The 14,595-nt window shown below is 60.2% G+C and carries 14 protein-coding genes; 3 read left to right on the top strand and 11 right to left on the bottom strand.

Going from position 1 to position 14,595, the window contains the following annotated elements; all coding sequences use genetic code 11:
• Positions 1-3 precede the first annotated feature (3 nt).
• The 6 genes from emrA to QDT79_RS23385 form a co-directional block, all read right to left on the bottom strand.
• The gene (gene emrA / locus QDT79_RS23410) at positions 4-1,176 is read right to left on the bottom strand and encodes a multidrug efflux MFS transporter periplasmic adaptor subunit EmrA (RefSeq protein ID WP_063990641.1); all 1,173 of its coding nucleotides are present in this window, start codon (positions 1,174-1,176) and stop codon (positions 4-6) included.
• Between the two features lie 23 nt (positions 1,177-1,199).
• Positions 1,200-2,651 carry an efflux transporter outer membrane subunit gene (locus QDT79_RS23405; protein ID WP_308317133.1) on the bottom strand — a complete coding sequence of 484 codons (1,452 nt, stop codon included), beginning with the start codon at positions 2,649-2,651 and terminating at the stop codon, positions 1,200-1,202.
• 28 nt (positions 2,652-2,679) lie between these two features.
• Complete coding sequence (gene mprA, locus QDT79_RS23400; RefSeq protein ID WP_025160249.1) at positions 2,680-3,198, bottom strand: transcriptional repressor MprA; 519 nt, start codon at positions 3,196-3,198, stop codon at positions 2,680-2,682.
• Between the two features lie 162 nt (positions 3,199-3,360).
• Positions 3,361-3,708 (bottom strand): L-valine transporter subunit YgaH, encoded by a 348-nt coding sequence (gene ygaH, locus QDT79_RS23395; protein ID WP_025304001.1) that lies wholly within the window; start codon positions 3,706-3,708, stop codon positions 3,361-3,363.
• Entirely contained in the window at positions 3,698-4,444 is a 747-nt protein-coding gene (locus QDT79_RS23390) for an AzlC family ABC transporter permease (protein ID WP_149559538.1), read from the bottom strand. The genes ygaH and QDT79_RS23390 overlap by 11 nt, the downstream gene beginning before the upstream one ends.
• Before the next feature lie 121 nt (positions 4,445-4,565).
• Entirely contained in the window at positions 4,566-5,765 is a 1,200-nt protein-coding gene (locus QDT79_RS23385; protein ID WP_033632267.1) for an MFS transporter, read from the bottom strand.
• A gap of 105 nt (positions 5,766-5,870) precedes the next feature.
• On the opposite strand from QDT79_RS23385, the gene QDT79_RS23380 reads away from it, so the two are divergent.
• On the top strand, positions 5,871-6,749 hold the full coding sequence (locus QDT79_RS23380) for a LysR family transcriptional regulator (RefSeq protein WP_038872847.1): 879 nt from the start codon (positions 5,871-5,873) through the stop codon (positions 6,747-6,749).
• 30 nt (positions 6,750-6,779) lie between these two features.
• On the opposite strand, the gene proX is transcribed toward QDT79_RS23380, so the two are convergent.
• The 3 genes from proX to proV all read right to left on the bottom strand — a co-directional run bounded on the left by proX (position 6,780) and on the right by proV (position 10,152).
• Positions 6,780-7,781: a glycine betaine/L-proline ABC transporter substrate-binding protein ProX gene (proX, locus tag QDT79_RS23375; protein WP_033635697.1), complete on the bottom strand. Its 1,002-nt coding sequence runs from the start codon at positions 7,779-7,781 to the stop codon at positions 6,780-6,782.
• 69 nt (positions 7,782-7,850) lie between these two features.
• On the bottom strand, positions 7,851-8,957 hold the full coding sequence (gene proW, locus QDT79_RS23370; RefSeq protein ID WP_063990639.1) for a glycine betaine/L-proline ABC transporter permease ProW: 1,107 nt from the start codon (positions 8,955-8,957) through the stop codon (positions 7,851-7,853).
• Positions 8,950-10,152 carry a glycine betaine/L-proline ABC transporter ATP-binding protein ProV gene (gene proV / locus QDT79_RS23365; RefSeq protein ID WP_063990638.1) on the bottom strand — a complete coding sequence of 401 codons (1,203 nt, stop codon included), beginning with the start codon at positions 10,150-10,152 and terminating at the stop codon, positions 8,950-8,952. Before proV ends, proW begins: the two co-directional genes overlap by 8 nt.
• A 126-nt stretch (positions 10,153-10,278) precedes the next feature.
• On the opposite strand from proV, the gene QDT79_RS23360 reads away from it, so the two are divergent.
• Complete coding sequence (locus tag QDT79_RS23360) at positions 10,279-10,542, top strand: hypothetical protein (protein WP_130018107.1); 264 nt, start codon at positions 10,279-10,281, stop codon at positions 10,540-10,542.
• Between the two features lie 16 nt (positions 10,543-10,558).
• On the opposite strand, the gene QDT79_RS23355 is transcribed toward QDT79_RS23360, so the two are convergent.
• On the bottom strand, positions 10,559-11,245 hold the full coding sequence (locus tag QDT79_RS23355) for a response regulator (RefSeq protein ID WP_033635694.1): 687 nt from the start codon (positions 11,243-11,245) through the stop codon (positions 10,559-10,561).
• Between the two features lie 32 nt (positions 11,246-11,277).
• Complete coding sequence (locus QDT79_RS23350; protein ID WP_130018108.1) at positions 11,278-12,870, bottom strand: ATP-binding protein; 1,593 nt, start codon at positions 12,868-12,870, stop codon at positions 11,278-11,280.
• A 326-nt stretch (positions 12,871-13,196) separates the two neighbouring features.
• On the opposite strand from QDT79_RS23350, the gene QDT79_RS23345 reads away from it, so the two are divergent.
• Positions 13,197-14,552 carry a 2-hydroxycarboxylate transporter family protein gene (locus QDT79_RS23345; RefSeq protein ID WP_033635692.1) on the top strand — a complete coding sequence of 452 codons (1,356 nt, stop codon included), beginning with the start codon at positions 13,197-13,199 and terminating at the stop codon, positions 14,550-14,552.
• Positions 14,553-14,595 lie beyond the last annotated feature (43 nt).

Raw genomic sequence — 14,595 nt, 5'->3', positions numbered from 1 at the left:
CGCTTAGCCGGCGTTCGCATGGATCACGTCGGCGATCAGCTGGTTAACCGGCGCCAGATTCAACGCCAGCGCGTCGCTCTGATACAGCGGTTTGTCTCGCACCACGTCGGCCAGCACGCGGCCATCCAGGTTGGCGGTGTCGACGGTCACCAGCGTAGAAAGACCGATGCGCAGCGGATGGTCGGCCACCTGCTTGGCGTCGAGCTCAATACGCACCGGCAGACGTTGCACTACCTTGATCCAGTTGCCGGTCGCGTTCTGGGCCGGCAGCAGCGAGAAGGCGCTGCCGGTGCCCATGTCGATACCAGCCACTTTGCCCTGATACACCACGTCGTCGCCGTAGACGTCGCTGACCACTGTCGCCGACTGGCCGATACGCATGTTGGCGATCTGGGTTTCCTTGAAGTTGGCGTCAACCCAGATATGATCGGCCGGCACCACCGCCATCAGCGGCGAACCGGCGGCGATCTGCGCGCCGACCTGCACGCTGCGGCGCGAGACATAGCCGGTAATGGGGCTGATCACTTTGGTTCGTTGCAGCGCCAGCCAGGCATCGCGCATCTGTGCGGCGGCCTGTTGGATCGCCGGCTGCTGTTCCAACGGGGTATTCAGCACCATCGCCTGGTTGGCGTTATATTGCTGCACCGCCACTTCCAGCGCGGCCTTGGCGCTGTCGACCGCATCGCGAGCGTGTTGCAGCTCTTCGCGGCCGATGGCGTCAACGCTGCCCAGCACCACGCGGCGTTTCAGATCGTTCTCGGCCTTGCTCAGATCGGTCTTGCGCAGGGCAATGTTGGCCTGATACTGCTTGCTGTTGATGATCAACTGGTGGGTCTGGCGCACGCTGTTGGCCAGGCCGGTTTTGGCGCGTTCAAACGCCTGCTCAGCATCGGTCGGATCGAGCGTCAGCAGCACGTCGCCCTGCTTGACGTAGTCGGTGTTGTCAAAATTGACGCTGTTCACGCTGCCGGACACCTGGGCCATGATCTGCACCTGGTTGCCGGAGACGTAGGCGTCGTCGGTTTCCTGGTGATGACGCAGCACCAGGAACCAATACACTAAGTAAGCCACCCCTATAACAATGAAAATAACCGTCAGCAACAGCAGCCAAAATTTACGCTGCTTCTTTTTGCCGCTCGGCTGCTGCGGGTTTTGGATTTCCGCGCTTGCGCTCATGGTGTTCTCCAAGCCTTATATTATTATGCTTTCGAATCCGCTGCGGCCGGGGCCTGATAGCCACCGCCCAGCGCACGGATCAGTCCTATCTTCGCCTGCAGTAAGTTGCTGCTGGCATTCAACTCCGCCTGTTGCTGCTGCAATAGCTGCGTCTGGCTGGTCAACAGATCGTCGCGCCCGATAATCCCTGCCTGGTAACGGGCGTTGGCGACCTGATACACCTGTTGCATCGACTGGGCCGCGGACGCCGCCTGCAGCTGCTGTTGCGCAGAGCTCTGCTGGATGGTGATGGCGTCGGCGGTTTCCTGTACCGCATTCAGGATGGTTTGGTTGTAGGATTCCACCGCTTCGTCATACAGCGCGGATTCCTCGCCCAGCTTGCTGCGCAGCGCCCCGGCGTGGAAGATCGGCAGCGAAATCGCCGGCATCACGTTCCAGGCCTGGCTGGCCGCTTCAAACAGATTCGGGCTGGTGCCACTGGTATTGGTGGTCATCAGGCCGGCGAAGGCTGAAATGGTCAGGCTGGGGTAAAACTCTTTACGCGCGGCGCTGACGCGCTGGCTGTAAGACTCCACCAGCTGGCGTTGCGCGGCGATGTCCGGGCGTTTACCCAACAGATCCGCCGTCAGCTCGCCCTGCGGCGCCATCAGGTTGTCTGCGGGCAACGGCACCTGACGCAGCTGCTGCATGGCGTTCGGCCCCTGGCCCGCCAGCGCGGCGAGCTGGTGTCTGAGCTGTTCGATCTGCGACTGCAGCTGCAGGATCTGCTGCTTGGCAACGTCGGACTGCGCCTGGGTTTGTTGCGGCACGTCGACGCCGGTCAGGCCGGCCTGATAGCGCTGTTGACGCAGTGCGGTCAGGCGTTCATTGTTGTTCACTTCCTGTTGCAGCAGTTTCTCGAGCGCCAGATTGCTCTGCAGCTGATAGTAGGCGGACGCCACCGAACTGGTCAGCGTCAGCGCCGCCTGTTCCTGCTCGGCGCGTGCGGCGTTGACCTGCGCCTTGGCGGCGTTCACCTGGTTACGGTATTTGCCCCACCAGTCGAACTCGTACGCCAGGTTCAACCCCAGCGAATTGGAGCTTTCGTAGATCGGCTTATGCGGATACCCCAACCCCATATTGACGTTTTGCGGCACGCGTTGGCGCTGGGTGCTGGCGTTCAGATCCAGATTCGGCCCGTTGGCGGCGCTGGCTTCACCCACCACGCTCTGCGCTTCGCGCACGCGGGCGGCGGCCTGCCGCAGGGTCGGCGAGCTTTGCAGCGTCTGCGTCATCAAGGCGTCCAACTGCGGATCCTTGAGGGCGCGCCACCACTGCGGGCTGACGGCCAGCGAACTGACTTTCGGCTGAGCCAACTGCAGGCTCTGCGGATCCATCAGCGTGGATTGCGGGGCAATATTATCGGTCGAAGCACACCCGGCCAGCAGCAACACGGCGAACAGCGGGGTGAATCTCCAGTTAAATGGGGATCGCATAAGTAGGTACCTGAACAGAAATTGTGAATTAGGATAACTGTTCTGTGATTTCCATTTGATCCAGACGTGCCAGCAATTTGCGCGTCAGCTGTTCCAGCTGTTTTTGCTCATCGTCGGTCAGCGTGGACCACAGGAAATGCAGACATTGGTGCTGCGGTGGCAGCAGTTGACTGAGAAATTCTTCCCCCTGCGGCGTCAGATGCAGATGAAGGCAGCGGCGATCGTTGTCGCTTTCCCGGCGCTCGATCCAGCCGCGTTTCTCCAGCTCGTCGGCGATGCGGGTCGCATTGGTGCGCGAGGAGCCTAAGGCAGAGCTTAGCTCAGAAGGTTGGATGCTGTGACTCTCCTGCGCATCCAGGGTAATCAGCGCCATAAACAGTGTTTCGTTAATCCCCTGCGCCTTCAGCATCTTGTTGCGATTTTCCAGCAGCTTGCCTTGCATGTGCATGCACAGGCGGGTCAGCAGGATTTCCTGATACGGGAAGTCTTTCTGCCGGGTGGCGCGGAAATTCAGCATTTGTTCTATGGGGGCAAACGAGCTTTCCATAATTTAGGGCCTCATTAATTTCGTTCGAGATAGTAACGACGGTGACTAATAATGTAAATGTTCAGCCGTGCGGATAATTTAGCAATTCGTGTCATTTGTCAGAGTTTGTAAAGATGTGGCGCCTGAAAACGCCAAAGCGAAGCCAAACGATCGGGAGCGGCGTCAGCCCGGACCGAAAAGCATTAACAGCTTTAATGTGACGCCAAAGGCCGTCGCGCCGAGCAGCGTCGACAGAATGATGCTTTTGCTGCGGTAGAAGCACAGCGCCAGCGCGGCGAACCCCGCCAATGTGGGCAGCAGCTTGTCCGGTTCGCGCATCACCACCGGCGTGCTGGAGACCACCAGCAGGGCGCAGATCGAGGCGATGCCGATGCTGTCGAGCAACAGAGCGGCTTTACCGCGTTTGAGGCCGGGCTGGGCGCGTGCCGGCGCCAGCCGCAGTGGCAGATAACGGAACAGGTAATTGGCGCAGCCCACCACCAGGCCGATCACCAGCACATCAGTGTTCATGGTTGGCCTCCGCAGGGGCGGGCTGGAACAGGGCGGCGATGCAGCCGGCGCCGATGCCGGCCAAAATGGCGACCGGAATGGAGAACAGCACCACGCCGAGCAGCGCGCCGGCCAGCGCGGCGGCGATAGTCAGACTCTGCGGGCGCCGGAAGGCGGCCAGCAGGAAACTGAGAAACAGCGCCGGCAGCATGAAGGCCAGCGAGGCTTCGATCACCGGGAACTGCTCCAGCGGGCCGTTGCCGAACAGCGCGCCGAGCGCGGTGCCGGCCACCCAGGAAAGCCAGGAACAGAGCGCGATGCCCAGCATCCAGTTTTCGCTCCAGCTGCGGTTATTGCGCATCAGCCTGGCGGTAGCGGCGGCGAAGACCTCATCGGTCAGGCCAAAGGCCCATATCGCCGTTTTACCGGGCGACATGCGCGAGACGATGCGGTGACGCAGCGCCGGGCCGTACAGCAGGTGGCGCACGTCCATCGCCATCACCGTCAACGCGGAGACCCACAGCGACATTCCGGCGCTCAGCAGGGCGGTGATCACGAACTGGCTGGCGCCGGCGTAGATGATGCAGGAGAAGAAAATGCTTTCCAGCGGGGAAAAGCCCAGTTTGACGGCGCTGAGGCCGAAGGCGAACGCCACCGGGACATACCCGATGACGATCGGCAAACTGTCGACGACGCCGTTGGCGAAGGTGGCGCTGACGGCGGGCGGATTGAGGCTGTCTGCAGCTTGGCTTTGCATGGTTGTGGGTCGCAGGGTAGATAGGACTTCAATAGTTTATGCCCAGAACATTACCAGAGAGTAAGTAATGTTTATACCCTGCACCGCTAATAAATTTCTTAAGTGACTATTTGCACGATAATCAGATTGTCGCCGGCCCCTGCGGATCGTGGTGCTTGCCGAGCCACCAGGTCAGCAGGTTGAGCAGGCATAACACCCCGCCGGCGGCGGCCACGCCGTACCAGCCGGCATGCTGATAGGCCGAGGCGGAGAGCAGTGAACCGAGGGCGCCGCCGATAAAGTAGCTGGTCATGTAGCCGGCGGTCAGGCGGTTGCGTGCGTCCGGCATGATGCGGTACATCACGCTCTGGTTGGTGACGTGTACCGCCTGCACCGCCAGATCGAGGATCAGGATGCCGGCGATCAGCGCCCACAGCGATTGTTTGGCGAACGCGATAGGTATCCAGGACAGCAGCAGCAGCACCAGGCCGACGGTGGTGGTCAATCCGGCTTTGCCCTTGTCCGCCAGATGCCCGGCGCGCGAAGCGGCCAGCGCCCCGGCGGCGCCCACCAGGCCGAACAGCCCGATCACCCCCTCGGAATAGTTGAACGGCGGCGCGGCGAGCAGAAAGGCCATGGAGGTCCAGAGCACGCTGAAGTTGGCGAACGACAGGGCGCCGAGGATGGCGCGGGTGCGCAGCAGCGGCGTGCGGCAGAACAGGCTGAAGATCGAGGCCAGCAGTTGCGGGTAGTTCAGCCCGGAGTGTTGCTTATAGCGCGGCAGCGCGCGCCACAGGATCAGCGCCATCAGGATCATCAGCACGCTGGCGACCCAGTAGATGGTGCGCCAGCCGCCGAACGATGCCAGCGCGCCCGCGACGGTGCGTGCCAGCAGGATGCCGAGCAGCAGGCCGCTCATGATGATGCCGACGGTCTTGCCGCGCTTTTCCGGGTGGGCCAGCGTGGCGGCCAGCGGCACCAGAATCTGCGCCACCACCGAGAACAGCCCGGTGAGCGCGGTGCCGAGGATCATCATCGGCAGGGTGGCGGAGGTGGCGGTGATCAGCATGCCCCCGGCGGCCAGCAGCGTCATGAACACGATCAGCCCGCGGCGCTCGAACATATCGCCGAGCGGCACCAGCAGCAGCAGCCCGGTGGCGTAACCCAGCTGCGCGGCGGTAACGATAAAGCCGGCCTGATTGACCGACAGGTTGAAGCCGGTGGCGATGGTTTCCAGCAGCGGCTGCGCGTAATAGTTGCTGGCGACCGCCAGGCCGGTAGCGATGGCGATCAGCACGGTCAGCGCCGGGCTGAGGCCCGGGTGGGCGTTTTGTTGACTCATGGTTTTTTCATCACGGGAATAAGATGGCGCGCAGTATCCGGCAACGCAGGCCGGGAAACCAATGTATAATTTTCATTTTATTTATCTCATTTCAAGATAGATACCATGAACCTGAAACAGATCCGCTATGCGCTGGCGGTGGCGGAAGAGCTGAACTTTACCCGGGCGGCGCAGCGCTGCCATACGGTGCAGTCGGCGCTCAGCCACCAGATCGCCAAACTGGAAGAAGAGCTGGGCTGTACGCTGTTTGAACGCACTTCGCGTCGGGTGCGGTTGACCCCCGCCGGCCAGGCTTTTGTCGCCCCTGCGCAGCGCCTGCTGGCGGCGCAGCAGGCGCTGGTGGAGGAGGTGACGGCGGCCGATGGCGCGGTGTCCGGCACCCTGACCATCGGCACCATTTCAACGATAAACGTGATGGCTCTGACCGAAAGGCTCGACAAGTTTCACCGCCACTATCCGGCGGTCAATATCCGCCTGTACGTCGGCATGAGCGAAGCGCTGTTGGAAGATGTGCGCCAGCAAAAATGCGATATGGCGTTCGTCGGCATCTGGCCGGGCGATGCTGATCTGTTGCCGATGTCGCACCGGCAGTTGGCCGATGAGCCGCTGGTGGCGTTGGTGGCGCCGCAGCATCCGCTGGCCGGCCGCGAGCGGGTGAACCTGCAGGCGCTGGCGGAAGTGCCGCTGGTGGATTTCTACAGCGGCACCGGCGCGCGGCGCCAAACCGATCGCGCCTTTCAGGCGGCGGGCATCCGTCGGCACGTCAGTTTTGAAATCGATCATATCGAATGGCTGGAGAATTTGGTGCGACGGGGGCTGGCGGCGGGCATTGTACCGATCTCGACCGCGCAACGCTTAAGCGCGCTGGTGTCGATCCCGATAGAAGACGGGCCGCGGCGCCAGGTGTATTGCATTTGGCCGCAGCCCATGTCGACTATCGCCGAGCGCTTTTTGCATTTCAGCGGCATCGATATGGCGGGGTAGGGGCGCGGCACAGGCGGCGCCCCTGAACGGTTACGGCTTCGCCGCTTCGGCGGCGGTTTTCACCCAGCCGTCGAAGGTGGCCTGGTGCGCCTTGATCCAGCCGTTGACGTGGTTCTGGATGTCAGCTTCCGAAGCCTGGCCTTCATGCATGCGCAGGTTTTGCGCGTTGATGTCGGCGATCGGCAGCTTCATGATGGCGAACAGCTTGGCGGCCGCCGGATTGGCTTCGGCCCACTGCTTGTTGGCGGCGATACGCATGGTGTTGACCGGGAAGCCGTAGTTGGCGCCGTTAGGCAGCTTGGTGTCGACGTTCTTTTGCTCGCCCGGCAGGGAGGAGAACGGCACCTGCAGCCAGACCACGTCGCGCCCCGGCACCATCACATCGCTGACCCAGTACGGCGTCCAGGTATAATACAGCACCGGTTTGCCCTCTTTGTAGCGGGTGATGGTGTCAGCGATCATCGCCGCGTAGTTGCCCTGGTTGTGTTCGACGGTATTGCTCAGGCCGTAGGCCTTGATGTGGTGGTTAATTACCGCTTCGCAGCCCCAGCCCGGGGTGCAGCCGGTCAGATCGGCCTTGCCGTCGCCGTTGGTATCGAACAGCTTGGCGATCTTGGGATCCTTGAGCTGCTCGACGTTGGTGATGTGATATTGCTCGGCGGTTTTCTTGTCGATCAGGTAGCCCTGTGCGGCGCCGTTGACGTAGACGCCTTCGCGATAGAACTTGGCGTCGCCGCCGGCGGCCTTGTACTGATCGGCATGCAGCGGATCCCAGTTGACCGCGATGAAGGTCGCGTCGCCGGAGGCGATCGAGGTGTAGGCGACGTTGTAATCCACTTCACGCGGTTCCTTCACGTCGTAACCCAATTTTTCCAGCGCCTTGCTGACCAGCAGCGTCTGGAAGGTCTCTTCGGAAATGGTGCTTTGCACCGGCTGTACCGCGATCCCCTTGCCGGGTAAATCTGCCGCGCTCACGCTCTGTGAGCCAATCAGCGTCGTCAGGGCGAGAGCCCAGATGCCCGTAGTGCGCATAGTGTTTCCCCTTTTTTCGATGTGGTGTGTCATAGCCCGCCGGGGCCGCAGCCGCCGGCGGGAAAAGCGTCAGGCTTGTTTGATGAACGGGCGAGTCAGCAGCCCGATGGGGCCGCGGCGATACCAGCGGCCGATGCCTTTGCTGCGGCGATCGCGCCCCAACGATTGGGTGAGGCGATCGAGAATGATCGCCAGGATCACGATGCCGACGCCGCCGACGGCGGCCAGGCCCATGTCCAGCCGGCCGATGCCGCGCAGTACCATCTGCCCCAGTCCGCCGACGGCGATCATCGAGGCAATGACGACCATCGACAGCGCCAACATCAGCGTCTGGTTCACGCCGGCCATGATGGTCGGCATCGCCAGCGGCAGCTGCACCTTGAACAGCAGCTGACGCGGGCTGGCGCCGAAGGATTCGGCGGCCTCGATCAGATCCTCCGGCACCTGCTTGATGCCCAGAATGGTCAGGCGCACGATCGGCGGCAGCGCGAAGATGATGGTGACCACCACGCCCGGCACGTTGCCGATGCCGAACAGCATGACGATTGGCACCAGGTAGACGAAGGCCGGGGTGGTCTGCATGGCGTCGAGCAGCGGTCTTATCACCTTGGCGGCGTGTTTGCTGCGCGCCAGCCAGATGCCGAGCGGCAGGCCGATAAGAATGCAGAAGAACAGCGCAGTCAGCACCAGCGCCAGCGTGACCATCGCCTGCGACCAGGCGCCGATGGCGCCGATGGCGACCAGTGAGAGCAGCGTGGCGGCGCCCATGCCGAGGCCCGAGACCTGCCAGGCGAGCAGCGAGAACACCAGAATGGCGATCGGCGCCGGCATGCCCAGCAGCAATTGCTGGAAGCCGCTCAGGATCATGTCCACCGGCACGCGGATGCCCTGGAACAGCGGGCGGAAGTGCAGCACCAGCCAGTCGATGCCCTGCGTGACCCAGGTATCGAACGGCACCCAGGCTTTGTGGAACGGATCGAGCAGGCTGAAGTGTTCCGGCTGCGCCGGGGCGCTGCTGAGCCAATCGGCGCCTGACGCGGCGGCGTCATGGGCGGCCGGCGGCGGCGCGCTGGACCAGGCGTCGCCGGCGTTGGCGGCGGCATCGTTTGCGGGTGCGGCGCCGGTATCGGCCGGTGCGGTAGCCCAGGGATCTTGGGTTTGCGTAGTATCACTCATTGGCGGAGCCCTCCTTGTCCAACGCCTGCAGCAGCATGGCCTTGGAGATGATGCCGAGATAGTTATGTTCTTCGCACACCACCGGCACCGCGCACGGCGCCTGGGCGACCAGGGAAATCAGATCGCTGAGCGGCGTGTCGGCCGGCACGGCGGCGGGGGCCTCGAGCAGGGCATCGTCCAGCGTTTGATTGGCGGACAGCGCCTTTTTCAGCGACTCTATCGACACTACGCCGATAAATTTCTTTCCGCGTTCAACAACATAACCATAATCACGGTCCTCATCGCGCAGCAGCTGCAGCGCCGATCGGGGGCCAAAGCCGGGGGTTTTGCGGATCAGCGTCACCGGGCGCCGTTGGGCGATATCCTTGGCGCTGAATACATGACTGATGTCCACGCCGCGGAAGAAGGTGCGTACATAATCGTTGGCCGGGTTGTTCAGGATCTCGTCCGGCGTGCCGACCTGGATCACCTCACCGCCCTGCATGATGGCGATGCGATCGCCGATGCGCATCGCTTCGTCCAGATCGTGGGAAATAAACACGATGGTGCGCTGATGCTGGGCCTGTAATTTCACCAGCTCATCCTGCATTTCGGTACGAATTAACGGATCGAGCGCCGAGAAGGCTTCGTCCATCAATAATATATCCGGGTTATTGGCCAGGGCACGGGCTAATCCCACGCGCTGGCGCATGCCGCCGGATAATTCATCCGGATAAGACAGCGCATAATTCTCCAGCCCGACCTGACGCAGGGCATCCAGCGCTTTTTCCTGGCGCTCCTGCAGCGGTATGCCGGCTAATTCCATACCGAAGGCGGTGTTATTAATGACATTCATGTGCGGCATCAGCGCGAATGACTGAAATACCATGCTGATCTTATTTCGCCGCACGGCGCGCAGCGCGGTGTCAGATATTTTGGCGATGTCCTCACCGTCGATCAGCACCTGACCGCGAGTGGGTTCTATCAGACGATTGAGAAGGCGTACCAGGGTGGACTTGCCGGAACCGGAGAGCCCCATGATGACAAATATCTCGCCTTCTTCAATGGCCAGAGTGGCGTCTTTTACGCCGAGCGATAAGCCGGTTTTTTCAAAAAGCCGATCTTTTGTCAGACCTTTATCCAGCAGTTTGAATGCGCGTTCCGGGTGTTCGCCAAATATCTTATACAGGTTCTTTACTTCGAGTTTAATTGCCATGCAATTTGCTGTTTCCTCTGGTTTAATTAACGCGTTATGGGCTGTCCTTAGCAAAATAAAAGAGCTTTTTACCCTAACACAGTGAATATCTGAGACAACCCTCAATGTCATTTAAATGGGATATTAGTGGTTTACATCAAGGTTTTAATTAGTTATGGTAATTTGGCCCGTGACTCAAAATTGATGGCCGTTATTCACCATAATGGTTTGGTTTTCGGGGAAATAACGCGGCGTGGGGCAATGCGCTATTTCGGTTTTACGCCTGCCGTTCGGATAATAAAAAACCCGACCAGAGGCCGGGTAAAAGTCATCAGTATTTCATCAGTTTTAACGACAGGTGCCGATATCGAGGGGGATATCGTCGAGCGCTATGTTATCGCCGTAATATGACAGCCAGATGGCAGCCTCAGGCCTTGCGATACAGCCGCCGCGGATGGCCAATATTGCCGTACAACATTTCCACCCGCACGAACTGGGTGGCGACGCAGTATTCCAGATAACGGCGGGCGGTGGTCTTGCTGATGCCGACCTGCTCAACCACGTCTTCCACCGCATGCGCCACCGCCGGCTGGGCGATAAACAGCGCCTGCACCAGCTCGAGGGTATTGGTTTCGATGCCTTTGGCGCTCGGCTCGCTGGAGAACTGCTTCGACTGCAGATTGTACAGCGCATCGACGTTATCCTGATCGATGATCTTGAAGGTGCGCTGGGTCTGCACAAACTGCATGAAGCGTTCGAGCGAATTGCGCAGCCGCTTGTAGGACACCGGCTTGATGATGTAATCGAAGGCGCCGTTGCGGATCGCCTGGCTGCAGGTATGCATGTCGCTGGCGGCGGTGATGAAGATCACCGAGCAGGCGGGGTTCTTCACCGCCGGTTCTTCCATCAGCTCGATGCCCTGGCCGTCCGGCAGAAAGTTATCCAGCAGGATCAGCCGCGGCTGATGCGCATTGGCTTTGGCTCGTGCTTCGGCCAGCGTGGCGGCGTAAGCCACCACCCGCAGGTTGAAATTTTTCTCGATGAACTCCGCGTGCAGTGTCGCCAGTTGCGGCTCGTCTTCCACGATCAGAACGTCCAGTGCTTGGTGTGACATAATCGGGTGCTCAAAAAATCGGGTTATGGGTTTTATTTAGGGATAAATATAGAGAATATCGCGCCGTGCGGCTCGTTGTCCGACACTTCTATACTGCCGTGCGCCTGCGCCACGTGGCTGGCGACCAGATGCAGGCCGATGCCGTGGTCGCTTTTATCCGCTTTGGTGGTGACGCCCTGTTCAAACAGCGTATCACGAATCTCCTCGGCGATGCCGGTGCCGCGATCCGCCACTTCGATCACCAGTTCGTCGCTGCCGTCGCTGATATAAAGCTCAATCGCGTCGTGCGGGGCTGGGCAGTGCAGCGTCGCCTCCACCGCATTATCCAACAGGTTGCCGACGATCGACATCAGTTCGGTCTCATTCAGCGCCGCCGGGATCTGTCGCAGCTGGCAGGCCGGATCGAAGCGCAGCTCGATGCCTTTTTCTCTGGCGCTGGAGTATTTGCCCAGCAGCAGGCCGCACAGCGCCGCTGAACTGAAGCGCTGCGAGATGAAATCGAGGATTTCCTGCGCCCCCTCCGACTGGGCTTCCACATAGCGAATGGCCTCGTCGTAGCGCTGCATATGCAACAGCCCGGCCAGCGTGGCGGTCCAGTTCAACTGCTCGTGGCGCATGATGCGCAGATTGTCGGCATAGCGTTTCACCTGGCTGAGCTGGCTGCTCAGGGTATTGATATCGTTCTTGTCGCGGAAGCTGATCACCCAGCCTTGCAGCTCCTGCTCCTGCATGATGCGCACCCGGCTGGCGATCACCCGCACGTGGTTGAAGCGGCACACTTCGTCGTGCGTATCCTGGCCCAGCTGCGCGGCGGCGAAGAAGTTCGGCTGTGCCTGAATCACGTCGCCGATCGGCCGGCCCAGCAAGCCGGCGGCGGGCTGGTGCAGATCCAGCAACTCGCGCGCCGCATGGTTGATGGTGATGATCCGCATCTGCGGATCGATGGCGATCACCCCTTCATAGATGGCTTCCAGCAGCGCTTTTTGCTGGCGCACCAGCAGCGCGATCTCTTTCGGCTCCAGCCAGAACATCTGGCGCTTGAGGTTTTTCGACAGCAACCAGGAAAAGACGAACAGGGCGATCAGCAGCAGGACGATGGAGCCAATAATTTGCGTCAACGTCCTGGCATTTAAATTATCGATATGCGATTTCAAATAGCCGACGGAAACGATGCCGATCACGTGATTATTTTCATCCAGGATCGGCGCCTTGCTGCGTAATGAAACGCCAATGCCGCCCTTGCGAATGGAAATAATGCTTTTTCCTTCCAGCACCTCTTTATTATCACCGCCGATCATCGGCGTGCCCAGGCGGCCTTCATATTCGGAATGATAAAGATGGCGGGCGTGATTATCGCCGATGACGATATAACTGGCGTCGCTGCTGGCGCGGATTTTTTTCATCAGCGCGGCAATTCTGGCGGCGTCGTTGTTTTCCACGGCGTCGACCAGCGAAGGAATGAGGGCGATTTCCCGCGCCTGCACCTGGGCGCGGGCGCCGAGATCGCGGTGCAGCTGCGCATCCAGCTGGTAATAGGTATAGGCACCGATACAGGTCAGCAGCAGGCAGGAGAAGGCCACCAGGCAAAGAAACAGCTTGATTTGAAATGAGAGTTTGAGCCGCATGGCGGAGCTTCACCGTAAAGAGATCTTGAAGCCTTACCCTATCACGAGAAGCGGGGTCTGTAATATTGCGCCCGATCAACTTGTGATCCCTCACACGGGATTAGAGTGAACCGGACGAGAATTGTTCGTCTGCGATAAAGTTGATAAGCTTTAAAATAAAAGCGGTATTAACACCATTAAAACCACGTCGGTTTTTACATAATCTTAATTAACCCCATAGAAACCATAACCACCATTAAAAACCCTTTTTAACTTTGAACATAATCACAGCAGATAATCCGTGCGCTTCTCTATGATGGCTGAACAAACTAATAAGAGGCCAGATTATGAGCACAACAGATGATTCTTACCTCGTAGCCAAAGACAAGGCCGCCGATATTCCTCTGCGTGAGAAATGGTGGCGGATACTGGACAATTATAAAGTAGGGATTATTCCGTTACCGTTCTTTATTCTGGCCGGCGTATTGATTCTGCTCGACTGCCTGGAAGGCAAACTGCCGAGCGATATCGTGGTGATGGTGGCTACCCTGGCGTTCTTCGGCTTCGCCTGCGGCGAATTCGGCAAACGCCTGCCGCTGATCGGCAAAATGGGCGCGGCGGCGATCTGCGCCACCTTTATTCCTTCCGCGCTGGTGCACTACGGCCTGCTGCCGGACGTGGTGGTGGAGTCGACCACCAAGTTCTACAAATCGACCAACATTCTTTATCTCTACATCTGCTGCATCATCGTCGGCAGCATCATGAGCATGAACCGCCAGGTGCTGATCCAGGGCTTCCTGCGCATCTTCATTCCGATGCTGTGCGGCGAGATCGTCGGCATGCTGGTGGGGATGGGCGTCGGCATGGCGCTGGGCCTGGAGCCGTTCCAGATCTTCTTCTTCCTGATCCTGCCGATCATGGCCGGCGGCGTGGGTGAAGGGGCGATCCCGCTGTCGATGGGCTACGCGGCGATCCTGCACATGGAGCAGGGCGTGGCGTTGGGGCGCATTCTGCCGATCGTGATGCTCGGCAGCCTGACCGCCATCGTCATCGCCGGCCTGCTCAACCAGCTGGGCAAGCGTTATCCGCACCTGACCGGCGAAGGCAGCCTGATGCCGAGCAAGCAGGGCGACAGCGACATGAACGCGGTGGAAAAAATCAGCGGCAAGGTGGACGTCAGCACCATCGCCTGCGGCGCGTTGCTGGCCATCCTGCTGTATATGGTGGGCATGTTGCTGCACCGCCTGATCGGCCTGCCGGCGCCGGTGGGCATGCTGTTCGCCGCCGTGGCGGTGAAGCTGGCGCACGGGGTGTCGCCGCGCATTCAGGAAGGCTCGCAGGTGGTGTACAAATTCTTCCGCACCGCCGTGACTTATCCGATCCTGTTCGCGGTCGGCGTGGCCATCACGCCGTGGCAGGAGCTGGTGGACGCGTTCACCGTACAGAACCTGATCGTGATCGTCACGACCGTCAGCGCGCTGGTGGCGACCGGTTTCTTTGTCGGCAAGAAAATCGGCATGCACCCTATCGACGTGGCGATTGTCTCCTGCTGCCAGAGCGGGCAGGGCGGCACCGGCGACGTCGCGATCCTCACCGCCGGCAATCGCATGTCGCTGATGCCGTTCGCCCAGATCGCCACGCGGATCGGGGGGGCGATCAACGTCTCGCTGTCGCTGCTGGTGTTGGCCAAATTCTTCGTATAACTCCTAGAAATCCTTAGCGTTACTTTGCCTTTCCCCGCCCCCG

Origin of the sequence: Serratia marcescens (assembly GCF_029846115.1) — a bacterium.
Lineage (GTDB): Bacteria > Pseudomonadota > Gammaproteobacteria > Enterobacterales > Enterobacteriaceae > Serratia > Serratia marcescens_L.
This window is presented reverse-complemented; position numbering and strand designations above follow the sequence as displayed.

Excerpts from the sequence above, each read along its gene's own strand:
- emrA (WP_063990641.1), bottom strand. The coding sequence starts at position 1,176 with ATGAGCGCAAGCGCGGAAATCCAAAACCCGCAGCAGCCGAGCGGCAAA.
- QDT79_RS23405 (WP_308317133.1), bottom strand. The coding sequence starts at position 2,651 with ATGCGATCCCCATTTAACTGGAGATTCACCCCGCTGTTCGCCGTGTTG.
- mprA (WP_025160249.1), bottom strand. The coding sequence starts at position 3,198 with ATGGAAAGCTCGTTTGCCCCCATAGAACAAATGCTGAATTTCCGCGCC.
- ygaH (WP_025304001.1), bottom strand. The coding sequence starts at position 3,708 with ATGAACACTGATGTGCTGGTGATCGGCCTGGTGGTGGGCTGCGCCAAT.
- QDT79_RS23390 (WP_149559538.1), bottom strand. The coding sequence starts at position 4,444 with ATGCAAAGCCAAGCTGCAGACAGCCTCAATCCGCCCGCCGTCAGCGCC.
- QDT79_RS23385 (WP_033632267.1), bottom strand. The coding sequence starts at position 5,765 with ATGAGTCAACAAAACGCCCACCCGGGCCTCAGCCCGGCGCTGACCGTG.
- QDT79_RS23380 (WP_038872847.1), top strand. The coding sequence starts at position 5,871 with ATGAACCTGAAACAGATCCGCTATGCGCTGGCGGTGGCGGAAGAGCTG.
- proX (WP_033635697.1), bottom strand. The coding sequence starts at position 7,781 with ATGCGCACTACGGGCATCTGGGCTCTCGCCCTGACGACGCTGATTGGC.
- proW (WP_063990639.1), bottom strand. The coding sequence starts at position 8,957 with ATGAGTGATACTACGCAAACCCAAGATCCCTGGGCTACCGCACCGGCC.
- proV (WP_063990638.1), bottom strand. The coding sequence starts at position 10,152 with ATGGCAATTAAACTCGAAGTAAAGAACCTGTATAAGATATTTGGCGAA.
- QDT79_RS23355 (WP_033635694.1), bottom strand. The coding sequence starts at position 11,245 with ATGTCACACCAAGCACTGGACGTTCTGATCGTGGAAGACGAGCCGCAA.
- QDT79_RS23350 (WP_130018108.1), bottom strand. The coding sequence starts at position 12,870 with ATGCGGCTCAAACTCTCATTTCAAATCAAGCTGTTTCTTTGCCTGGTG.
- QDT79_RS23345 (WP_033635692.1), top strand. The coding sequence starts at position 13,197 with ATGAGCACAACAGATGATTCTTACCTCGTAGCCAAAGACAAGGCCGCC.